Annotated in this window: 22 protein-coding genes; 12 read left to right on the top strand and 10 right to left on the bottom strand. The window is 71.6% G+C overall.

Annotation, left to right across the window (positions count from 1 at the left end):
* Positions 1 to 17: 17 nt before the first annotated feature.
* Entirely contained in the window at positions 18 to 1,529 is a 1,512-nt protein-coding gene (locus ACIHAD_RS13820; protein WP_397354745.1) for a helix-turn-helix domain-containing protein, read from the bottom strand.
* Positions 1,530 to 1,563: 34 nt separating this feature from the next.
* Positions 1,564 to 3,264: an enoyl-CoA hydratase-related protein gene (locus tag ACIHAD_RS13815; protein ID WP_397354744.1), complete on the bottom strand. Its 1,701-nt coding sequence runs from the start codon at positions 3,262 to 3,264 to the stop codon at positions 1,564 to 1,566.
* Positions 3,265 to 3,554: 290 nt separating this feature from the next.
* Between ACIHAD_RS13815 and ACIHAD_RS13810 the strand changes: the two genes are divergently transcribed.
* Positions 3,555 to 3,929 carry a nuclear transport factor 2 family protein gene (locus ACIHAD_RS13810; RefSeq protein ID WP_397354743.1) on the top strand — a complete coding sequence of 125 codons (375 nt, stop codon included), beginning with the start codon at positions 3,555 to 3,557 and terminating at the stop codon, positions 3,927 to 3,929.
* 10 nt (positions 3,930 to 3,939) lie between these two features.
* Here the strand turns inward: ACIHAD_RS13810 and ACIHAD_RS13805 are convergent, their stop codons facing one another.
* Entirely contained in the window at positions 3,940 to 4,074 is a 135-nt protein-coding gene (locus tag ACIHAD_RS13805; protein WP_397354742.1) for a hypothetical protein, read from the bottom strand.
* Positions 4,075 to 4,553: 479 nt separating this feature from the next.
* Between ACIHAD_RS13805 and ACIHAD_RS13800 the strand changes: the two genes are divergently transcribed.
* Positions 4,554 to 4,856, top strand: coding sequence for a hypothetical protein (locus ACIHAD_RS13800; protein WP_397354741.1), 303 nt, complete (start codon positions 4,554 to 4,556; stop codon positions 4,854 to 4,856).
* A gap of 329 nt (positions 4,857 to 5,185) precedes the next feature.
* On the top strand, positions 5,186 to 5,503 hold the full coding sequence (locus ACIHAD_RS13795) for an STAS domain-containing protein (RefSeq protein WP_397354740.1): 318 nt from the start codon (positions 5,186 to 5,188) through the stop codon (positions 5,501 to 5,503).
* Here ACIHAD_RS13795 and ACIHAD_RS13790 read toward each other — a convergent pair.
* From ACIHAD_RS13790 to ACIHAD_RS13780, 3 genes are all read right to left on the bottom strand, one after another.
* Positions 5,491 to 5,787: a DUF952 domain-containing protein gene (locus ACIHAD_RS13790; protein ID WP_397354739.1), complete on the bottom strand. Its 297-nt coding sequence runs from the start codon at positions 5,785 to 5,787 to the stop codon at positions 5,491 to 5,493. The two genes, ACIHAD_RS13795 and ACIHAD_RS13790, sit on opposite strands and share 13 nt — an antisense overlap.
* Positions 5,784 to 6,338 (bottom strand): GNAT family N-acetyltransferase, encoded by a 555-nt coding sequence (locus ACIHAD_RS13785; protein WP_397354738.1) that lies wholly within the window; start codon positions 6,336 to 6,338, stop codon positions 5,784 to 5,786. Before ACIHAD_RS13785 ends, ACIHAD_RS13790 begins: the two co-directional genes overlap by 4 nt.
* Positions 6,339 to 6,400: 62 nt before the next feature.
* The gene (locus ACIHAD_RS13780; RefSeq protein WP_397354737.1) at positions 6,401 to 6,724 is read right to left on the bottom strand and encodes a DMT family transporter; all 324 of its coding nucleotides are present in this window, start codon (positions 6,722 to 6,724) and stop codon (positions 6,401 to 6,403) included.
* Positions 6,725 to 6,844: 120 nt separating this feature from the next.
* Between ACIHAD_RS13780 and ACIHAD_RS13775 the strand changes: the two genes are divergently transcribed.
* On the top strand, positions 6,845 to 7,774 hold the full coding sequence (locus ACIHAD_RS13775; protein ID WP_397354736.1) for a radical SAM protein: 930 nt from the start codon (positions 6,845 to 6,847) through the stop codon (positions 7,772 to 7,774).
* Between the two features lie 24 nt (positions 7,775 to 7,798).
* Here ACIHAD_RS13775 and ACIHAD_RS13770 read toward each other — a convergent pair whose 3' ends face one another.
* Positions 7,799 to 8,296 (bottom strand): GNAT family N-acetyltransferase, encoded by a 498-nt coding sequence (locus ACIHAD_RS13770; protein ID WP_397354735.1) that lies wholly within the window; start codon positions 8,294 to 8,296, stop codon positions 7,799 to 7,801.
* Positions 8,297 to 8,497: 201 nt separating this feature from the next.
* Between ACIHAD_RS13770 and ACIHAD_RS13765 the strand changes: the two genes are divergently transcribed.
* From ACIHAD_RS13765 to ACIHAD_RS13745, 5 genes are all read left to right on the top strand, one after another.
* Positions 8,498 to 10,666, top strand: coding sequence for an ATP-dependent RecD-like DNA helicase (locus tag ACIHAD_RS13765; protein WP_397354734.1), 2,169 nt, complete (start codon positions 8,498 to 8,500; stop codon positions 10,664 to 10,666).
* A 187-nt stretch (positions 10,667 to 10,853) separates the two neighbouring features.
* Positions 10,854 to 12,047 carry an Ig-like domain-containing protein gene (locus ACIHAD_RS13760; protein WP_397354733.1) on the top strand — a complete coding sequence of 398 codons (1,194 nt, stop codon included), beginning with the start codon at positions 10,854 to 10,856 and terminating at the stop codon, positions 12,045 to 12,047.
* A gap of 223 nt (positions 12,048 to 12,270) precedes the next feature.
* Positions 12,271 to 12,579: a MiAMP1 family antimicrobial peptide gene (locus ACIHAD_RS13755; protein WP_397354732.1), complete on the top strand. Its 309-nt coding sequence runs from the start codon at positions 12,271 to 12,273 to the stop codon at positions 12,577 to 12,579.
* Positions 12,580 to 12,703: 124 nt separating this feature from the next.
* A complete protein-coding gene (locus ACIHAD_RS13750) occupies positions 12,704 to 13,813 on the top strand; it encodes a hypothetical protein (protein ID WP_397354731.1) in 1,110 nt (369 codons plus the stop codon).
* Between the two features lie 205 nt (positions 13,814 to 14,018).
* The gene (locus tag ACIHAD_RS13745) at positions 14,019 to 15,350 is read left to right on the top strand and encodes a serine hydrolase domain-containing protein (RefSeq protein WP_397354730.1); all 1,332 of its coding nucleotides are present in this window, start codon (positions 14,019 to 14,021) and stop codon (positions 15,348 to 15,350) included.
* 64 nt (positions 15,351 to 15,414) lie between these two features.
* Here ACIHAD_RS13745 and ACIHAD_RS13740 read toward each other — a convergent pair whose 3' ends face one another.
* Positions 15,415 to 16,095, bottom strand: a complete 681-nt coding sequence (locus ACIHAD_RS13740) for a LysR substrate-binding domain-containing protein (RefSeq protein ID WP_397354729.1) — start codon at positions 16,093 to 16,095, stop codon at positions 15,415 to 15,417.
* Between the two features lie 34 nt (positions 16,096 to 16,129).
* On the opposite strand from ACIHAD_RS13740, the gene ACIHAD_RS13735 reads away from it, so the two are divergent.
* Positions 16,130 to 16,558: a hypothetical protein gene (locus ACIHAD_RS13735; protein WP_397355389.1), complete on the top strand. Its 429-nt coding sequence runs from the start codon at positions 16,130 to 16,132 to the stop codon at positions 16,556 to 16,558.
* A gap of 26 nt (positions 16,559 to 16,584) precedes the next feature.
* Here ACIHAD_RS13735 and ACIHAD_RS13730 read toward each other — a convergent pair whose 3' ends face one another.
* Positions 16,585 to 17,580, bottom strand: coding sequence for a hypothetical protein (locus ACIHAD_RS13730; protein ID WP_397354728.1), 996 nt, complete (start codon positions 17,578 to 17,580; stop codon positions 16,585 to 16,587).
* Positions 17,581 to 17,730: 150 nt separating this feature from the next.
* On the opposite strand from ACIHAD_RS13730, the gene ACIHAD_RS13725 reads away from it, so the two are divergent.
* Together ACIHAD_RS13725 and ACIHAD_RS13720 are read left to right on the top strand one after the other, a co-directional pair.
* Positions 17,731 to 19,032 carry a sensor histidine kinase gene (locus ACIHAD_RS13725; RefSeq protein ID WP_397354727.1) on the top strand — a complete coding sequence of 434 codons (1,302 nt, stop codon included), beginning with the start codon at positions 17,731 to 17,733 and terminating at the stop codon, positions 19,030 to 19,032.
* 67 nt (positions 19,033 to 19,099) lie between these two features.
* Positions 19,100 to 19,687: a response regulator gene (locus ACIHAD_RS13720; RefSeq protein ID WP_397355370.1), complete on the top strand. Its 588-nt coding sequence runs from the start codon at positions 19,100 to 19,102 to the stop codon at positions 19,685 to 19,687.
* A gap of 6 nt (positions 19,688 to 19,693) precedes the next feature.
* Here ACIHAD_RS13720 and ACIHAD_RS13715 read toward each other — a convergent pair whose 3' ends face one another.
* Complete coding sequence (locus tag ACIHAD_RS13715; protein WP_397354726.1) at positions 19,694 to 20,128, bottom strand: SRPBCC family protein; 435 nt, start codon at positions 20,126 to 20,128, stop codon at positions 19,694 to 19,696.
* Positions 20,129 to 20,142 lie beyond the last annotated feature (14 nt).

The raw sequence follows: 20,142 nt of genomic DNA, 5'->3' as shown, positions 1-20,142 counted from the left end.
AGCCACCGACGAAAACCTCAGATGTCGCGGAAGGTCTCGATGCGCGCCCCCAGCGCGTTCAGCCGCTCGGCCAGGTCCTCGTAACCGCGGTTGATCACGTACACGTTGCGCAGCACCGACGTGCCCTCGCCGGCCATCATCGCCAGCAGCACCACCACCGCCGGGCGCAGCGCCGGCGGGCACATCATCTCCGCGCTGCGCCAGCGCGTGGGCCCCTCCACCAGCACCCGGTGCGGGTCCAGCAGCTTGACCGAGGCGCCCAGCCGGGTCAGCTCCGTCAGGTAGATGGCCCGGTTGTCGTACACCCAGTCGTGGATCAGCGTCGAGCCCTGCGCCGCGGCCGCGATCGCGGCGAAGAACGGCACGTTGTCGATGTTCAGCCCCGGGAACGGCATCGGGTGGATCTTGTCGATGGGGGAGACCAGCTTGGAGGGCCGCACCGTCAGGTCCACCAGCCGGGTACGCCCGTTGGCCGCCCAGTACTCACCCGTGCGGTCGCAGTCGAGCCCCATCTCCTCCAGAACCGCCAGCTCGATCTCCAGGAACTCCACCGGCACCCGGCAGATCGTCAGCTCCGAACTGGTCACCACAGCCGCCGCCAGCAGGCTCATCGCCTCGACCGGGTCCTCGGAGGGGGAGTAGTCGACGTCCCGCTCGATGGAGGCCAGCCCGTGCACCGTCAGCGTCGTGGTGCCGATGCCCTCCACCCGCACGCCCAGCTGCTCCAGGAAGAAGCACAGGTCCTGCACCATGTAGTTGGAGGAGGCGTTGCGGATCACCGTCACCCCCGGATGGCGGGCCGCGGCCAGCAGCGCGTTCTCCGTCACGGTGTCGCCGCGCTCGGTCAGCACGATCGGCCGCGCCGGAGCCGCGCCGCCGTCGACCTTGGCGTGGTAGAAACCGCCCGTCGCGGTGATGTCCAGCCCGAAGTGCTTCAACGCCGACATGTGGGGCTGCACCGTACGCGTCCCCAGATCGCAGCCGCCCGCGTACGGGATCTGGAACTCGCCCGTACGGTGCATCAACGGCCCCAGGAACATGATCACGCTACGGGTACGGCGGGCCGCCTCGGTGTCCATCGCCTCCAGCTCCAGCCGGGCCGGCGGCACGATCTCCAGGTCGTTGCCCTCGTTGATCCACCGCGCCCGGACCCCGATCGAGGCCAGCACCTCCAGGATCCGGTAGACCTCCTCGATCCGCGCCACCTTACGCAAGATCGTCCGGCCGTTGTTCAGCAACGACGCGCACAGCAGCGCCACACACGCGTTCTTGGACGTCTTGACGTCGATGCTGCCCGACAGCCGGCGCCCGCCCACCACCCGCAGATGCATCGGACCGGCATACCCCAGGGACACGATCTCGCTGTCGAGCGCCTCCCCGATCCGGGCGATCATCTCAAGACTGATGTTCTGGTTGCCGCGTTCGATCCGGTTGACCGCGCTCTGACTGGTCGCCAGCGCGTCGGCCAGCTGAAGCTGCGTCCAACCGCGATGCTGACGCGCGTCCCGGATGAGCCGGCCGATCCTCACAAGGTAATCATCTGCCACAGCACCAGACCATATCTCACATATGAGATGTGATCGGGACCGAGGGGTCCGACGCGCCGGACAGCTCCCGATGACCCGCCAGATGCGGGGGAGTGGCCTGCGCCTTCACCTTCCCCACGAACGCCCGCCGCGCCGCCCGGAACCCGTTGCGATCGTCGAACATGTCCCGGCTCATCTCCGCCAGCTCCTCGGCCCGGTAGGCGTCCAACGGCTTGCGCCGCTCATCGGCCTCCCGCGCCTGCCGCCGCGCCGCCAGCAACCCCTCATAGGAGGAGTCCTGGGCCAGCCGATGAGCGAACTCCACCACCCGCCGCTCGAACTCCTGCCGCGACCCGCCCGCCACCCGATCGGCCAGCCCCAGCTCCACCGCCTCGGCCGCCCCCACCGGCAACGCCCGCCCGGTCAGCTCCAGCGCCCGCTCGGCCCCCACCCGCCGCGGCAGCACGTACGTCCAGAACTCACTGCCGAACAACCCCATCGTCCGATAATGCGGATTGAGCACCACCGGCTCCCGCACGATCACCCGGTCGGCCCCCAGCCCCATCATCACCCCGCCCGCACCCGCGTTCCCCGCGATCGACGTCACCACCAGCTGCGAGGTGCACGCCACGATCTCCCGGCACACCGCGTTGATCGCGTTGATGTTCATCCACGCCTCCAGCTCCGGATGACGCGCCGCCTCGATCACGTTCAGATGGATGCCGTTGGAGAACACCTCACCACCGCGCACCACCAGCACCCGCGTGTCCTGCGCCGCCGCGTACCGCAACGCCGCCGCCAGCCGCCGGCACTGATCGGTCGACATCGCGCCGTTGTAGAAGTCGAAACTCACCACCCCCACGTCCTCGCCGCGCTCATAGGTGATCTCGCTGTAACCGGCCCGCTCACCCACCCCCGCCAGCCGCTCACCCAGCACCATCGTGGCCGGCAGCTTCACCCCGCCCTCCTCCGGGCGCAGATGACCCACCCACACCGTCCCCTGACCGGCGTGCACCAGCACCGCCCCCTCACGCCGCGCCGCCACCGCGCCCGGCGTCCCCGCCAGCTCAGGACCCCGGTGCGCGTCGAACACCCGCACCGGCAGCTCGCACAACCGTGCCCGCCCGCCCGGCGAACCGTCGGCCGCCCGCACCACCCGCACGATCTCCTCGGCCGGCTGCTCCCAGGAGAACTCCCGGTCGGCATGGCGCATCGGCCGCCGCAACCGTCCCGTCACACCAGGGGAGCGGTAGTCCAGCGGCACCGGCGCGAACAACGGATCGGCCGCCTTGACCGCCACCTCCGCCACCAGCTCCACCGCCGCGTCGGCCACCGGCCCGTTGTACAGCGCCGACTTGCGCGGCGGCTCCGACGGCAGCGGGAACGTCCGCCACCCCCACAGGGGGCCGGCGTCCATCTCCTCCACCGCCTGCAGCGCCGTCACCCCCCACTCGCGCTCGCCTTCGGCGATCGCCCAGTCCAGCGAGGAGGGCCCGCGGTCACCGGGCGGCCCCGGATGGATGATCACCGTACGGTGCCCGCGCCACAACGCCTCCGGCACCCGCTCCTTCAGGAACGGGCAGATGATCAGATCCGGCTTGGCCAGCTCGGCCGCCTCCGCCATGGCGTGCTCCGAGACCGCCAGCTCGACGCTCACGTCGTGGCCGGCCCGCCGCAGCTCCAGCCAGGCACGCTGGGTCAGGCCGTTGAACGAGGAACAAAGGAGCAGGATACGCAACGCGGAACTTCCTTCGCGGGGACGTCAAGGGGCAGCGGGCAGGGGAGAGGCGTCAACCGATCGCGAGCGGACGAACACCACCAGTACCGGCGTCAACGGCAGTCCCGTAAGGCCCAGGCATCTCTAGATGTTGACATGAAACATCCACCGATGCTGACAAATCACCGCAGACACCTACGCTGAGCAGCCCACATTGCCCTGATTTGCCCGAAAAAGTCCCAGCGGGGGAGACATCTCAACCCCAACCAGGAAACCCCACCTCAGAGGACACCCACCCCACAATGGTCCCCATGAACACCCGCACCGCCGCCCAGCACTTCGCCGACACCTGGCAACACGGCTGGACCCACCACGACACCACCGCCATCATCGCCCTCTACAGCGACGACGCCACCCACACCAGCATGCCCTTCCGCCCACCCCACCACGGAAAACACGCCATCGCCGACTACATCCGCCAATCCTTCACCGGCGAAAGCGACCCCCACGTCACCTTCACCACCCCCATCGTCGACGGCGACCAGGCCGCCATCGAATTCCGGGTCCACGCCCTCGACAACGGCCACCCCGTCACCCTGGCAGGCTGCGTCTTCGCCCGCTTCAACCCCGACGGACTGGCCGTACAGACCCGCGACTACTGGCACACCACCCCAGGCCACCGCTGACCGGAAGAACTCAGCGCCGCCCCAACGGCACCGGAGACTGCGCCGGCAACGGACGCGCCACCTGCCGCGTCTGCTCCACCTGCTCCACCGCGGCCGCCTCGGCACGCCGCTCGGCGTGCCCGCCCGCGCAGTACCCGTTCGTCACGATCAACCGCCCCCGCGACGCGGTGTACGCCTCCCTGCCCGAAGCGGGCAGAACTCCCTGACACACCGGACATAAAACCGATTCGTTCCCCACGTGCTGCTCCTCTCGCTGAGCGAATAGGCAGGAGCTCTACCCTAAAACCACCCACCATGACAAAGACAGCGAATCAACACAGCGTCAAACACCCCGTCAGCACCCAGGGGAGCCCCGCCGCGAACCGCGAAACCCCAGATCACGCCGCATCCCCAATGCGCCCGCCAAGATCACAGAAGGGCCGTTGGCGCCGGAAAAAACTTCACAGCAACCCCACCGGCAACGCCCGCCGGCCCCGCGCCCGACTCCGGGCCGTGACCGGAAGGCGGAGGAGGGCCTCCATCCGGTCTACTTGACATAATGTTCATTATCGAGCAACCAGCCACCCGCCACGACCCGGCAAAAACACCCCGCATGAACGGTCACGCGCCGGGCAGATTCCTGCCATGTCCACCCTGACGTGCCTGACGACGTCCAGCCGGATCCTCACGGCCCCGACGGCCCTGGCGGCCTCGACGGCCGGGCTCGTCGCACTCACCGCCGTCATCGTCGCCGCCGTCATCTGGCTGATCATTTTGGCCGTCCGGCTGACCAAAAGCCCCCGCAACCGCCCCAATCCCAGCGTCGACCTGGTGGACCAGGCTCGCGAGCTGAAGGCGGTCGGCCAGATCCAGGAAGCCGTCTTCCTGGTGCGCGGCGAGACCGGCATGAGCCAGCGAGCCGCCTCCCGCTTCGTGAACCGCCTCTAGTCGGACAAACCCCTCAAACCGTACAGAACGTGGATTCTGTTTGGTTTGGGTAATTCGTCCGCAAAAGCCCTTGTCGTCCGGCTCCGGGGATCCCGGTGATTACGCACGGCGGTCGAACGGCTGCTCTATGCTGTCGGGGTGCGGGTGTGTGAACGGGGGGCGTGAAACCCCTCCGGCCTCGGCGGGGGCGCTTCGGTCCCGGGGGCGGCGGTCCCGGCGCGCGTCACCGGCCGCACGGTCCACGGTCCACTCCCCTCTTCCCGATACCGGGCGTGTGAGAGCCCGGGAATGGCGGCTTTGTCGTGAATACCCCGGACCCCCTCGGGTGTGTGTCCCTCCCCCACCTGCTCTACGTCGACCACCAGTTGCGCATCACGTGCTGCCCGATGCCGGGGCCGTCGATCATCCGGCTGGTGGGCGAGGTGGACGCGACGAACCAGGCGGCGCTGGCCGAGGCGCTGGGCCGGGCGCGGCGGATCGACGAGTCGCTGGTGGTGGATGTGAGCGGGCTGGATTTCCTGGGGGTGGAGGGGGCGCGGCTGCTGGTGGTGTCGTGCCGGGCGGGGCGTACGCAGTTGGTGGGGACGCCGCCGCATGTGCTGCGGTTGTTGCGGACGATGGGGTGGAGGGGTGGTCAGGGGGTGTAGGGGTGGGTGGCGGTGACGGCGGTGATCGGGAGGGGGCCGTAGAGGTGGGGGTAGCCGTCCTCGGTGCGGATGTCCAGGCCGGTGGGGTCGATGTCGAGGACGAGGAGTGGTTGGGTGACGGCGCTGTAGTAGGTGTCGTGGACGGTGCGCAGTTGGGTGTGGTCGCGGCTGAGGTGGATGAAGCCGATGTCGTCGAGGGTGTGGCCGAGGGTGGAGATGCGGTACTCCCCCGCTTGCCGGGCGTGTTCCCAGTCGGTTTGCAGGGCCAGGTGGTGGACGGTCATGGGGTCCATTCGGTTTCGAGCATGGCGTAGATGGTTTCGCTGGTCCATTCGCCCTTGACGATCTCATTGTCGACGAGGGTGGCTTCGTGGCGCATGCCGAGTTTTTCCAGGACGCGGGCTGAGGCTTTGTTGCGGGCGTCGAGGCGGCCGGTGATGCGGTGGAGGCCGAGGTGGGTGAAGCCGAGGTCGAGCATGTGGCGGGCGGCTTCGGGGGCGTAGCCGTGGCCGTGGTGGTCGGGGTGCAGGACGTAGCCGATCTCGCCTTGGCGGTGTTGTCTGCTGGTCCAGATGAGCAGGGTGTTGCCGATGAGCCGGCCGGTGGTGCGCAGGGTGATGGCCAGGTCGATGGCGTCGCCTTCGTCGTGGAGGGTGTGGCGGGTGATCTTTTTGTCGAGGTGGGTGCTGGTGGTGTGGCGGTCGCGGGGTTCCCAGTAGAGGTAGCGGGCGACGTCGGGGCGGGATTCGTAGGAGTGGAGGGCGTCGAGGTCGTCGGGGGTGAAGGGGCGCAGGTGGAGGCGGGGGGTGGTGATGGGGTATCGAGGTGTGAGCACGGGGGGCAGTGTAGGGAGGGGGTGGGGGGCGTTCAACGGGTTTTCGGTGTGGTTTGCGGGGTTCAGTGGCTGCCTGCGAGGTTGAGGACGATGACGCCGCCGATGATGAGGAGGATGCCGCCGATTTTGAGGGGGGTGAGGGTTTCGCCCATGAGGGTGGCGCCGATGAGGGTGATGGCGGCGGTGCCGGCGCCGGACCAGATGGCGTAGGCGGTGCCCATGTCGAGGTGGAGTTTGAGGGCGCGGGCGAGCAGGACGAAGGAGGTGATGTAGCCGATGGTGACGGCGATGGTCCAGCCGATGTGGGTGAGGCCGTTGCTGAGTTTGAGTGCGGTGGTGGCCAGGACTTCGGAGGCGATGGCGAGGGCGAGCAGGATCCATGCCATGGGGGGTTCCTTGGGGGTGTGGAGGTGGTGGGGGTGTGCCGGCCCAGTGGTGGGGTTCGGCTTGAAAGGCAGTCGAATGCGTGTTCCACTGGTCGGGTGGGTTGGGATGCGCTGGCTCTTGTGGAGGCCGTCGATGAGCGGCCGCTGATCGAGCGGCGTGCGGTGGTGCGTGATGGTTTCTATGAGACGCAGGCCCGTACGGTGATCGAGCGGGTGCCTGGGAGTGCGGGCATCGCCGAGCGGTGGGCGGTCTCTCCTTATCGGGGTTGTGCTCATGCGTGTGTGGGGTGTGGGGCGCGGGACGGTCATCGCAGGTTGGGGTGGGATGCGGGGGCTGATTTCGATTCGCGGATCGTGGTCCGGCCGAATGTGGTGGAGCGGTTGCGGTCGGAGTTGGGGCGGTGGGAGGGCGAGCCGCTGGCGGTGGGGGTGAGTGGTGACTGTTATCAGGTTGCCGAGGAGACGTACCGGTTGATGCCGGGGGTGGTGGGGGCGCTGGGGGCGGCGGGGGTGCCGTTCACGGTGTATACGCGTAGTGCGCTGGTGTTGCGGGATGCGGGGGTGCTGGCGCGGGCGGGTGCGCGGGTGGCGGTGTCGATCGCGTTCGTGGACGAGCGGATCAGGCGGGCGGTGGAGCCGGGTGCGGTGGGGGCGCAGGCGCGGTTGGAGTTGGTGTCGGCGCTGGTGGAGGCGGGGGTGGAGTGCCGGGTGTTGATGGGGCCGGTGTTGCCGTTGCTGAGTGATGGTGCTGATCAGTTGTCGGCGACGGTGCGGCGGATCGCGGGTGCGGGGGCGGTGGCGGTGGAGCCGGTGGTGTTGCGGTTGCCGCCGGGGACGCGGCAGTGGTATTTGCGGTGGTTGGCTGGGGCGCATCCGCATCTGGTGGAGCGGTATGAGGAGCTCTTCGATCGGGCGGGGTTCCCCTCCCCCGGGTACGAGCGGCGGATTACGGGGCAGATCGCGGAGTTGTGCCGGGTGTATGGGATGCGGTGTGGTGCGCCGGAGCCGGTGGGGCGGGGGCCGCGGGCGGCGCAGTTGTCGCTGGTGTGAGGCCGGCTGGGGTTGGGCCGGGGTTCAGGGTCGGTGGTGGAGGATCATGCCGGGCCACTCCCCTACGGTGAAGGGCTGGTCGCGGGTGAATCCGCAGCTTTCGTAGTAGGAGACGAGGCGGCCGTCGTCGCCGGCGTAGCAGTCGACGCGGACGAGGCCGAGGTTGCGGTCGCGGGCTTCTTGGAAGGCCCATTGCAGCAGGCGTCGTCCGACGGATCGGCCGGCGTGGCGCTGGTCGATGACGAGGACCTGGACGTAGAGCTCGGGTTCGGTGGCGGGGGTGACGTAGGGCAGGGCGTCGCCGACGACGATGCAGCCGGCTGGTCGGCCGTCGATCTCGGCGATGCGCATGCCGCCGCCGGTGAGCCAGTCGGTGGCCTGCTGGGTGCGGCGGGGGTCGCCGGTGAAGGGGCGGGTGCCCCATTGGCCGGTGCGGTTCTGGCTGACGAGCCAGGCGATGGCGCTGTCGAACATGGTCAGGACGAGGGTGTCGTCGCCTGGGCGGGCGTGGCGGATCTTCACCGGTGACACTGTAAGGGGTGCCGGCGGGGTGGGTGCTGACGGTGTCGGTGGTCGAGTCGTGGTTGCGCGACGGCGGCGCTCCCCCGCCGCTGGGTTCTCATGAACGGTGATTCCTTTACCCTGGCACCGCAGGCGAATCGGTGGGAGGGGCGAGCGGTGGGCGAGGGTGCGTCTGGTGTCGTCGGTACCGAGCTTTCCGCCGTGTTGGAGCGCATCACGTTCGCCAGTGAGGAGACGGGGTACACGATCGCGCGGGTGGCGACCGAGCGGTCGGGGGCGGAGCTGCTGACGGTGGTGGGGCCGCTGTTGGGGGCGCAGGTCGGGGAGTCGTTGCGGTTGCGGGGGCGCTGGACGTCCCATCCTCGGTACGGCCGGCAGTTCGAGGTGTGGTCCTACACCACGGTGTTGCCGGCGACGGTTCAGGGGATCCGCCGGTATCTGGGGTCGGGGTTGATCAAGGGGATCGGGCCGAAGATGGCCGAGCGGATCGTCGATCACTTCGGGACCGGGACGCTGGAGGTGATCGAGCAGGAGCCGCAGCGGCTGGTGGAGGTGCCGGGGCTGGGTCCCAAGCGGACGAAGATGATCGCGGCCGCGTGGGAGGAGCAGAAGGTCATCAAGGAGGTGATGATCTTTCTGCAGGGGGTCGGGGTGTCGACGTCGATCGCGGTGCGGATCTTCAAGCAGTACGGTGATTCGTCGATCTCGGTGGTGCGTGAGCAGCCGTACCGGCTGGCCGATGAGGTGTGGGGCATCGGGTTCAAGACGGCCGACACGATCGCCCAGGCCGTCGGTATCCCCCATGACAGTCCTGAGCGTGTCAAGGCGGGGTTGCGGTACACGTTGTCGCAGGCGGCCGACGACGGTCACTGCTACCTGCCGGCGCCCAATCTGGTGGCCGACGCGGTCAAGATCCTGGATGTGCCGGCCGAGTTGGCCACGCGGTGCATGGAGGAGCTGACGGCCGAGGAGGGCGTGGTGCGTGAGCAGGTGCCGGCCGGGGACAACAGTGTGCCGGCGGTGTATCTGCCGCCCTTCCATCGGGCCGAGTTGTCGCTGGCCGGCGGGTTGTTGTCGTTGTTGCACAGTGGTCATGACCGGTTGCGGGCCTTTGCCGACGTCGACTGGGAGCGGGCCGAGCGGTGGCTGGCCGCTCAGACGGGCGCGGAGCTGGCGGCCGAGCAGCGTCAGGCGGTGCGGCTGGCGTTGACGTGCAAGGTGGCGGTGCTGACCGGCGGTCCGGGTTGCGGCAAGAGTTTCACCGTACGGTCGATCGTGACGTTGGCGCGGGCCAAGCGGGCCAGGGTGATCCTGGCCGCGCCGACGGGCCGGGCCGCCAAGAGGTTGTCGGAGCTGACCGGGCACGAGGCGACCACCGTGCACCGGTTGTTGCAGTTGCGGCCGGGCGGGGAGGCGACGTTCGATCGTGACAATCCGCTGGACGCCGATCTGGTGGTGGTGGACGAGGCTTCGATGCTGGATCTGTTGCTGGCCAACAAGCTGCTCAAGGCTGTGGCGCCCGGGACGCATCTGCTGCTGGTGGGGGACGTGGACCAGCTTCCCTCGGTGGGGGCCGGGGAGGTGTTGAAGGATCTGCTGGCGGCTGCGGACGTGCCCAGGGTGCGGCTGACGCAGATCTTCCGTCAGGCGCAGGAGTCGGGGGTGGTGACCAACGCCCATCGGGTCAACACGGGGCACCATCCGGTGTTGGCCGGCATGTCGGACTTCTTTCTGTTTCCGTGTGAGGAGCCGGAGGAGATCGCGGCGATGACGGTGGATGTCGTCGCGCGGCGTATCCCGTCCAGGTTCGGGCTGGACGCCCGGCGTGAGGTGCAGGTGCTGGCGCCGATGCACCGGGGAGCGGCCGGGGCGGGGGCGTTGAACATGGCGTTGCAGGAGGCGTTGACCCCGGCTCGCGAGGGTATGCCCGAACGTCGTTACGGCGGGCGGGTCTTCCGGGTCGGCGACAAGGTCACCCAGTTGCGCAACAACTATGACAAGGGTGCGGCGGGGGTGTTCAACGGCACGGTCGGGATCGTCACCGGGATCCGCCCCGACGAGCACAGTCTGACCGTGCGCACCGACGAGGAGGAGGAGGTCGACTACGCCTTCGACGAGCTGGACGAGCTGGCCCACGCCTATGCCGTGTCCATTCACCGCAGTCAGGGCAGCGAGTATCCGGCGGTGGTGATCCCGCTGGCCACCAGCGCGTGGATGATGTTGCAGCGCAATCTGCTCTACACCGCGATCACCCGGGCCAAGAGGCTGGTGGTGATCGTCGGGTCGCGGCGGGCGCTGGCCCAGGCCGTACGGACCAAGGGCGCCGGGCGGCGGCACACGAGCCTGACCCACCGCCTGGAGCGGAGCTGAGCTGAGCCGCGGCGCTGTGGCAGGCGCTGGTCGTGGGGTTGATGGTGGCGTTGACCCCGGTTGACCTGGGGTTGACAGCAATTAGTGATGCAAATGTGACCGAACTCTCCTAAATGCTTCTGCGTCATACATGCAGGAGCATTAAAGTCTTTGGGGTGGGTTTGCCGCCCTGGGGGAGAGGACAGTCTTGAACGTTGCGCCCGCATGGACGAAGTCAGCCGCCGGCCTCGCGCTGCTGGCGGCGGCGGCCCTGACGGCCTCCTGCTCGAGCGGCAACGCCGCCTCGCGCGGGCCCGAAGCGCCCGATGCCACCACCGTGGCCACCCCGCAGGCGCCCACCGTCACCATCAGCCCCGCCGAAGGCAGCGCCAAGGTCAGCCCCGACAAGAAGGTCGTGGTCTCCTCCTCCGGCGGCGCGCTGGAGGAGGTCACCGTCGAGGGAGACGGCCACACGGTCGAGGGCAAGTTCAACGCCGACAAGACCACATGGGTCTCCCGGACGCCGCTGAAGCCCTCCACCAACTACAACGTCTCGGCCAAGGCCGGCGCCACCGCCGCGACCAGCACCTTCACCACGGTCAAACCCGAACGGGAGCTGCAGGTCCTCGACGTCACCCCCAACGCCAAGGGCGAGACCCTCGGCGTCGGCGCCCCGATCATCGTCACCTTCAACCAGCCCGTCACGGGCAAGGCGGCCATCGAGCGCGCCCTGGAGGTGGAGGCCGAAAAGCCCGTGGACGGCGCCTGGCGGTGGATCAACGACACCACCGTCATCTACCGCACCGCCAAGTACTGGCCCGCCCACCAGAAGGTCACCTTCAACGCCCGCATCACCGGCGTCAAGGCCGGCAAGGGCCTGTACGGCGTGAAGGACTACTCCGCCGGCCTGAAGATCGGCGCCAAGGTCATCAGCAAGGTCGACACCAAGACCCACATGATGTACGTCTACAAGGACGGCAAGCGCGTGCAGACCATGCGCATCAGCGCCGGCATGGCCACCACGCGCGAGTACACCACGACCTCCGGTGTGCACCTGACGATGGAACGCGGCAACCCGGTGCGCATGATCTCCCCCGGCCGCAAGAAGGGCGACCCCGGCTACTACGACGTGATGATCGACCACGCCGTGCGCATCTCCAACTCCGGCGAGTACGTCCACGCCAAGGACAACGTCTGGGCCCAGGGCGTGCGCAACGTCAGCCACGGCTGCATCAACTCCCGCCCGGACCAGGCCAAGTGGTTCTACGACAACTTCCAGCGCGGCGACGTCGTCGACATCACCGGCACCGACCGCAAGCTGGAGTGGAACAACGGCTGGGGCTTCTGGCAGCTGCCCTTCTCGCAGTGGAAGAAGGGCAGCGCCCTGCACGCCAAGGCCTGACCGCTCCCCCGCTCCCCTCCGCTCCCCCGTCCCCTCGGGACGACTTCCAGCCGCTCACCGCCGCCGACCCGCGCGGCGGTGAGCGGCTGCTTTTTGCCCTGCGCCGGACCGCCCCGGGGGGACCTTCGCCCTCGCCATCAGCGGAAACGCCTCGACGTGCACGAAGGGTTGCCATACGATTACCCACCGTGGGCATTCGTCAGGAACCCCGAAGGAGAACACGTTGAAGAAGATCCTTCTCGTCCCCGCGATCACCGCCGGGCTCGTCCTCGCCTCGGCCGGCGCCGCGTACGCCTCCCAATACGTCGCCTACGAAGGCCGCGGCTTCACCGGCCGCTCGGTCGTCATCGACGCCTGCGGCGTGTCCAACATCCCCTACCACGGCTCCTACAAGTGGTACGGCGACGGCCAGAGCGGCCGCATGTACAACCAGCCCAACGCCAGCGGCGTGATGCACTTCGAGCTGGCCTCCAACCGCAACGCCGAGCAGCGCACCCCCGTCGGCTGGAAGAGCATCTTCATCGTGTGCTGACCAGCCGCCTCGAGGCCGGCCGTCCCCCAGGCACACGGGGGCGGCCGGCCTCGGCGTGCGCGCGTACCGGCCGGTGGCGGGCAGACTGCTGGTACGACCATCGGCACGCGCAGGGGGGGGCGAGATGGGCAGGAGCGCCACCACCACGGCCACAACGCTGCTGACGCTCCTGCTGGGCGTGCTGCCCTCCGGCTGCGCGGCCACCTCCCGGCCCGGCGAGCAGCCACCCCCGTCCTCCGCCTCGATCCCGGCAAGCGGTCAAGAATCCGGGCAGGCGTCCGCACCGGCCTCGCCCCAGACGTCGGCTCCCCCGTCCGCGCCGACCTCGGCCCACGCCTCGGCTCCCCCACAGGCCCAGAACCAGGCACAAGGGCGGGATCGGGCCGCGATGAGCAGCGGATGCGCCGCCACCGCCCACCGGCTCACCTCCGGCCCCCACCAGCTCACCTCCGGCGGCCTGACCCGCCGCTACCTGCTGGCCGTCCCCGGCACCCCCGGCCCTCACCCCGTGCTGCTCAACCTGCACGGCCTGGGCTCCGACGCCGCCGAACAGGCCGCCTACAGCCGCCTGCCCCAGATCGGCGCCCTGCGCGGCTACATCGTCATCACCCCCCAGTCGGCCCCCGGACGGCTGGCCTGGACCCTGCCGCACACCGCCGGCCCCGACGACGCCGCCTACCTGGCCGCCCTGCTCGACGAGGTCGAACGCCGCCAATGCGTCCACCCCGGACGCGAGTTCGCCGCCGGCATGTCCTACGGCGCCGGCCTGGCCGTCTCCCTGGTCTGCGCCCTGGACGGCCGGCTGAGCGGCGTGGCCGCCGTGGCCGGCATCCCCATCGCCCAGCCCTGCCGCGACCCCGCGCCCACCACGATCATCGCCTTCCACGGCACCGCCGACCGCCTGGTCCCCTACACCGGCGGCCACCCCAGGCCCGGCGGCGACCTGCAACACCTGGCCGCGCTCGTCGTGCTGCCCCCCGTCGAGCAGACCATGGACGCCTGGGCCGCCGCCCAGCGCTGCACGTCCCCCGCCACCACCCACCCCCTGCGAGACATCCGCCTGCGCCTGTGGCGGTCCTGCGCGCGGGAGGCCACAGTGCGCCTGTACACGGTCGACGGCGGCGGCCACACCTGGCCCGGCCCCATCGAGGTGTCCCGGCTCGGCGCCACCGCCCGCGACCTGGACGCCAGCCGGCTCATCCTCGACACCTTCGACCACGCCCCCACCCGCTGAGCAGCCTCCGGCCGCCGACCGACCCCCGCCCGGCAGGCGGGGAGCCCGGCCATGCGTGACGTGCGCGTCCTGATCGAAGCGGTTCCCGCGCCGGGCCGGGCAACGCCCCCCTTGAGGCCGCCGTGGTCGGCCGCCGGCCACCGCGCGGCACCCTGGCCGGCAGGTCCGCACCGGGTGCTCCCCCGACGCCGCTAGTCTGTCGCCCATGAGTCAGGTGGGACAGGTGACGGCCCGCGCGCTGCTGCGCAGGCTGGCCGTCGAGCAGGCCGAGTGCAGGGTGCCGTCGCTGACGGCGGCGATCGTCCGCGACGGGCGGACGGTGTGGTTCGGCGGCCGCGGCCGCGTCGGCGACGGCCCGCCGACCCCGGCCACCCAGTACCGGCTGGGATCGATCACCAAGTCGATCGTGGCCGTGGCCGTCATGCGGCTGCGCGACGAGGGCAGGATCGCGCTGACCGACCCGCTGGAGCGCCACCTGCCCGGCACCCCCGCCGGGCGGGTCACCATCGCCCAGCTGCTGTCGCACACCTCCGGCCTGACCGCCGAGCCGCCGACCGACTGGTGGGAGCGCACCCCCGGCCTCGACCTGCCCGACCTGCTCAAGCGGGTGGGCCCCGACCAGGTCAAACACCGGCCCGGACGCCTCTACCACTACTCCAACGTCGGGTTCGCGCTGCTGGGCGAGCTGGTGGCCCGGCTGCGCGGCACCGGCTGGCAGCAGGCCGTGCGGCAGGAGGTGCTGGCGCCGCTGGAGATGAACGCCACCACCGCCCGCCCCCGCGCCCCGCACGCCACCGGCTACGCCGTCCACCCGTGGGCCGACGTCGTGCTGACCGAGCCCGAGCACGACGCCGTGGCCATGGGGCCGGCCGGGCAGCTGTGGTCCACCCCGCACGACCTGGCCCGCTGGGCCGCCTTCGTCGGCGGCGACTCCGGCGGCGTGTTGTCGGCCGACACCCTGGCCGAGATGCGCGAACCGGCCGGCGTCGCCGACGGCGACTCCTGGACCGCCGGCTACGGGCTCGGCCTGCAACTGGCCCGCGCCGGCGGGCGCCGCCTGGCCGGGCACACCGGGTCCATGCCCGGCTTCCTGGCCACCGTGTGGGCCGACCCGGCCGAACGCGTGGGCGTGCTGTTCATGGCCAACACCACCAGCGGCATGACCGGCACCCTGACCACCGACCTGCTCGACATCCTCGACGAGCACGAGCCGCGCCTGCCCGAGGAATGGCAGCCCGTCCCCGCCGACCCCGCCCTGCTGGCGCTGACCGGGCTGTGGCACTGGGGGCCCAAGCCGTACGCGCTGCGGCTGCTGCCCGGTCGCGGGCTGTCGCTGGCGCCGGTGGACGGCAGCGGTCGCGCCTCCCGGTTCGTGCCCCAGGACGACGGGACGTGGCTGGGGCTGGACGGCTACTACGCCGGCGAGACGCTGCGCGTGGCCGCCGACCATCTCGACCTCAACACGTTCGTCTTCACCCGCGAACCGTACGATCCGGCGGCGCCGGTGCCGGGCGGCGTGACCGGCTGGCACGCCTGACCCCTCCCCCTCGGCCGGGAGCCGTCAAGCCCGTGCCGTCAGACCGTGCCGTCAGACCGTGCCGTCAGGCCGGTGGGCCGGCCAGCGCCTGGGCGAGGGCGGTGGCCGGGCCGGGCGGCAGCGCGCCGTGCAGCAGCTCCACCCGGTGCACCAGGCGCGGCGCCACCAGCGGCACCCCCGGCCCGGCCGAGGCCGGCAGCAGCGTCAGCCCGTGCCCGGCGGCCACCAGGTTGAGCACGGTGTGCACGTCGTCGCCCTCATGGACCAGCGCGGCCGTGAAACCGTCACCGGCCAGGTCACGCAGGCGCGGCAACGGACACAGCGGCGTCTGCAGCCAGCGGGCGTCGACCAGGTCGGCCAGCCGCAACGCCCGCCTGCCCGCCAGCGGATGCCCCGGCGGCAACGCCACCACCAGGTCCTCCTCGCTGACCCCCACCGTGGTCATCGGCCCCGACTCCGGCAGGCGCAGCGGATCGCTGGGCGCGGCGAGGCCGTCGGCCAGCCCCAGATCGGCCTCGCCCTCCGCCAGCAGCTCGGCCAGCCGCTCCCGGCCACAGGTGCGTACCAGCACGCTCAACCGCGGCTGGGCGGCGCGCGCCGCCCGCAGGCGCAGCAGCAGCGGCACCGCGTGCTCCAGCAGCCGCTCACCGGCCGCGGTCGGCTCCACCGGGCGGCGGCTCAGCAACCCGTACGCCAGCGAGGCCGGCGCGGTCAACGCCGCCCGCACCGCCCGCGAGCGGCGCATCCCGTTCCTGGGCACCTGCGGCGGCTTCCAGCACATGCTGCTGGAGTACGGCCGCAACGTGTGCGGGCTGGACGTCGCCCACGCCGAGAACAACCCCGGCGCCCAGGCGTTCCTGGTGGAGCCGCTGTCGTGCTCGCTGGCCGGGCACGAGGGCCTGGTGCGCCTGACCCCCGGCTCGCGCATCGAGCAGATCATGGGGGCCGGCACCATCGTCGAGGCCTACAGCTGCTCCTACGGCCTCAACGACGCCTACCGCCGGACGCTGGCCGGCCACGGGCTCGTCTTCTCCGGCCACGCCGAGGACGGCATGGTGCGGGTGGCCGAGCTGCCCGGGCACCCGTTCTTCGTCGGCACGTTGTTCCAGCCGGAGCTGGCCGGCGACGGGCGGCGGCCGCACCCGCTGATCGGCGCGTTCGCCGCCGCCGTACGCCGCCACGCCCAGCCTCCCGTCCCCGCCCCCTGAAGCGCGGCCAGGTCAGCGCGGCCAGGTCAGCGCGTACGGCGGGCCAGCAGCGCCAGCAGGCCGGCCGTCACCAGCCCGAGCACGGCCAGCCCGACCCGGTCGGCGACCGTGTCCCCGTTGGCCAGCACCCCGAACGCGGTGTGCCCGGCCAGCGCGCCACCGGCCAGGGCCAGACCGTGCAGGTCCCGCCAGGCGCCGTGCGCCGCCCACCGCCGCACCAGCAGGCCGGCCGCCACCGCCAGCAGCGCGGCGGCCACCATCGGCACCGCCACCCAGCCGCCCTGGGTGAAGGCCGGATGCCGGGCCCCGCCGAAGGGGAACAGCAGCGCCAGATACCCGAACGCGACGATCGCGGCCCCCACCGCCACCGCCGCCGGAGCCGGCACCCCCGCCGCGGGAGAGGCCGGCGGGCGCGCGGGCGGCCTGTGCGCGGGCGGCAGGACGCGCAGCGCCGTCACGGCCAGCACCGCCACCGCCAGCAGCAGCCCGGCCAGCATCGGCCACGGCGCGAGGTAGCCGGGGTCCATGAAGGCCGCCGTCCAGCGCAGCAGCAGGACGCCCAGCACGAACACCACGCCCGTCACCGCCAGCCCGGCCCGGCCCAGGTAGGGGCGGTGACGCAGCGACGGGAAGAGCAGGTCGGCCAGCAGGATCGGCAGCGCCACGCTGAACACCGCGTGGTAGGGGATGTTGAGCTCGGTGTAGGCGCTGTTGAGGCCCGCGACGCGTGGCGCCCATCCGGCCGCGCCGTACAGAGTGGGGCTGGTCAGCGCCTGCAGCGCCAGTCCTTCCTCCACGATCCCGTACGCCGCTCCCAGCAGCAGCACCGACCCCCACCCGCGTCCGGCCCGGCGTACCAGCTCGCGGATCAGGACGGTGCCCGCGCCGTAGATCGGCGTCCACACCAGCAGCAGCCACGCCTGGCGCAGCGGCGGATTGCCCAGCATGAGCTCGGCGACGACCGGGGTGAGCCCGGCCAGCACAAGCGCGGCCCACCGGCCGCGTGACTGAAGGGTGACCATGACCCCACGCTCCCGCGCGCCGGGGGCGCGGCGCTGCTGCCTGGGGGCCGGTCCGTGGCCACCGCGGTCGTGTCCGAGGGGTGACTTTGGTTGTCATGGCCGGTGACCGCGGTTGCCGGCCGGCGCGGCGGGCGCGGGCTACGATCGGCCATGATGTTCGGGGCGAGGAGCCCGCTGGCGGGCGGCGAGGAACAGGCGGGACAGGCGCTGAGAAGTCAGGCGCTGAGAAGTCAGGCGCTGAGAAGTCAGGCGCTGAGAAGTCAGGCGCTGAGAAGTCAGGCGCTGGGCGGCCAGGACGGCGAGCAGGCCGGTGGGCGGTCGGGGCGGGAGCGGGCGGCGGCCGTGGGCGGGGTCGTGCTCGCCCTGGCCGCGGCCGCCTCGGTGGTGTGGGGCGACTTCGACCCCGGCCCGCCCACCTGGTACCTGTGGGCCGACGTGGCCGGTGGCGCGGCGGCGTGCGCGGCGCTGTGGTGGTGCCGCCGCCGTCCGGTGGCCGCCGGGCTGGTCGCCGTGGCGCTGTCGGTGCCGGCGGCCGCCGCGTCGGTGGCGGCCGGGATCGCCACGCTCGTCGTCGCGCTCTACCGGCGCCCGCCCGCCGCCGTCGCCGTCGGCCTGGCGTGGGTGGCCGCCTCGCTGGCCAGGTTCGCCCTGCGGCCGCCGGGGCTGGCGCCGTACCCGGTGTGGGCGCTGGTCGCCGTGCTGTTCGGCGGGGCGGTCACCGGCTGGGGCATCCTGGCCAGGACCCGGCGGCAACTGCTGGCCTCCCTGGCCGAGCGCGCCCGCCGCGCCGAGGCCGACCAGCTCCGGCGCGCCGAGGAGGCCCGGCGCGCCGAACGCCTGGACATCGCCCGCGAGATGCACGACGTGCTGGCCCACCGGCTGTCGCTGCTGGCCGTGCACGCCGGGGCGCTGGGCTTCAACGCCGCCGCCACGCCCGGCGAGGTCGCCGAGGCGGCCGAGGTCATCCGCGCCAGCGCCCACCAGGCGTTGCAGGAGCTGCGCGGCGTTATCGGCGTGCTGCGCCGGAGCCCGTCCACGCAGCCGCCGCTGGCCGGGCTGGCGCCGCTGGTGCAGGAGTCACGCCGGGCCGGGATGCGCATCGATTTGCGCGAGCACGGCGTACGGTTCGCAGACCTGCCCGAGACGACCCGGCGCACCGCCTACCGCGTCGTGCAGGAGGGCCTGACCAACGCCCGCAAGCACGCCCCCGGCCGGCCCGTCACCGTCGAGGTCGGCGGCGCCGCCGGACGGGAGCTGACCGTCGAGGTGCGCAACCCCGCGCCCGCCGGGCCGCGGGCGGCGCTGGCCGCCACCGGGGCCGGGGCCGGGCTGGCCGGGCTGGAGGAACGCGTCACGCTGGCGGGCGGCCGGCTGGAACGCGGACCGGCCGACGACGGCGGGTTCCGGCTGGCCGCACGGCTACCATGGCCCCGTGAGCCAGTCGTTGAGTGAGCCGCCCGGCCCGATCCGGGTGCTGATCGTCGACGACGACGCGCTCGTCCGCACCGGGCTGACGCTGATGCTCAAAGGCGCCGCCGACCTGCGCGTGGTCGGCGCCGTGGCCGACGGCGGCCAGGTCCAGGCCGCGGTCGGCGAGCACGCCCCCGACGTGGTGCTGATGGACATCCGCATGGCCGGCCTCGACGGCATCGAGGCCACCCGGCGGCTGCGCGCCCGCACCGGCGCCCCGCACGTCATCATCCTGACCACCTTCGACGCCGACGAGCACGTCTTTCGGGCCCTGCGCGCCGGAGCCGGCGGCTTCCTGCTCAAGGACACCCCGCCCGAGGGCATCGTCGAGGCGATCAGACGGGTGATGGCCGGCGAGCCCAGCCTGTCGCCCAGCGTCACCCGCCGCCTGATCGCCCACCTGATGCCCGAGGAGGACGACCGGCGGCGCGCCGAGGCCCGCCGCGTGCTGTCGGCCCTCAGCGAGCGCGAGCGCGAGGTGGCGCTCGCCGTCGGGCAGGGCAAGCCCAACGCGGTCATCGCCGGTGAGCTGCACATGAGCGTGGGCACCGTCAAGGGCTACATCTCCCGCATCCTGACCAAGGCGGGCCTGGACAACCGGGTGCAGCTGGCCCTGGTCGTCCACGACGCCACCTGAGGCCGCTCAGCCCGGGTCGGCCGGGAGCAGGCGTGCCAGCCTGCGCAGCGAACACCGGGCCAGGCCCGCCACGATCGGGCGCGCCGCCGGCCACAACGCCCGGCCCGCCGCGCCCAGCGGCGGCAGCAGCTCCTCGGCCCAGATCACCCGGCTGCCGCCGCCCCGCCACGGCCGGACCCGGATCGCGCCCCGGCCGCGCACCAGCCGCCCGGTGTGCTCCATCAGCACATGCGAGGGCGGCTCCCACACCAGGATCGTCATCGTGTCCAGGAACCCCACCGGCCGCACCCCGGTGTAGGCCTCCACCCGGCGCTCGCCCACCTGCCGCGCCGACGTCATGAACATCCATTCGCGGTGCCGCGGCCAGTCGGTGATCAGCGCGAACACCTCCTGCGGCGGTGCCGCCATCTCCACGGCCGCACCCACGTACACAGGTCTCATCGCCGCTCTCCTCG

It is taken from the genome of Nonomuraea sp. NPDC052265 (genome assembly GCF_044547985.1).
Taxonomy (GTDB): Bacteria; Actinomycetota; Actinomycetes; order Streptosporangiales; family Streptosporangiaceae; genus Nonomuraea.
Note: the sequence above shows the minus strand (reverse complement) of the source record. Positions and strands in the feature narration are given on the sequence as shown.

Coding starts and splice junctions, on each gene's coding strand:
- ACIHAD_RS13810 (WP_397354743.1), top strand. CDS start 3,555: ATGAACACCCGCACCGCCGCCCAGCACTTCGCCGACACCTGGCAACAC.
- ACIHAD_RS13735 (WP_397355389.1), top strand. CDS start 16,130: ATGCTGCTGGAGTACGGCCGCAACGTGTGCGGGCTGGACGTCGCCCAC.
- ACIHAD_RS13780 (WP_397354737.1), bottom strand. CDS start 6,724: ATGGCATGGATCCTGCTCGCCCTCGCCATCGCCTCCGAAGTCCTGGCC.
- ACIHAD_RS13740 (WP_397354729.1), bottom strand. CDS start 16,095: ATGCGCCGCTCGCGGGCGGTGCGGGCGGCGTTGACCGCGCCGGCCTCG.
- ACIHAD_RS13715 (WP_397354726.1), bottom strand. CDS start 20,128: ATGAGACCTGTGTACGTGGGTGCGGCCGTGGAGATGGCGGCACCGCCG.
- ACIHAD_RS13720 (WP_397355370.1), top strand. CDS start 19,100: ATGCTCAAAGGCGCCGCCGACCTGCGCGTGGTCGGCGCCGTGGCCGAC.
- ACIHAD_RS13790 (WP_397354739.1), bottom strand. CDS start 5,787: ATGACCGTCCACCACCTGGCCCTGCAAACCGACTGGGAACACGCCCGG.
- ACIHAD_RS13800 (WP_397354741.1), top strand. CDS start 4,554: ATGTCCACCCTGACGTGCCTGACGACGTCCAGCCGGATCCTCACGGCC.
- ACIHAD_RS13750 (WP_397354731.1), top strand. CDS start 12,704: ATGGGCAGGAGCGCCACCACCACGGCCACAACGCTGCTGACGCTCCTG.
- ACIHAD_RS13730 (WP_397354728.1), bottom strand. CDS start 17,580: ATGGTCACCCTTCAGTCACGCGGCCGGTGGGCCGCGCTTGTGCTGGCC.
- ACIHAD_RS13725 (WP_397354727.1), top strand. CDS start 17,731: ATGATGTTCGGGGCGAGGAGCCCGCTGGCGGGCGGCGAGGAACAGGCG.
- ACIHAD_RS13745 (WP_397354730.1), top strand. CDS start 14,019: ATGAGTCAGGTGGGACAGGTGACGGCCCGCGCGCTGCTGCGCAGGCTG.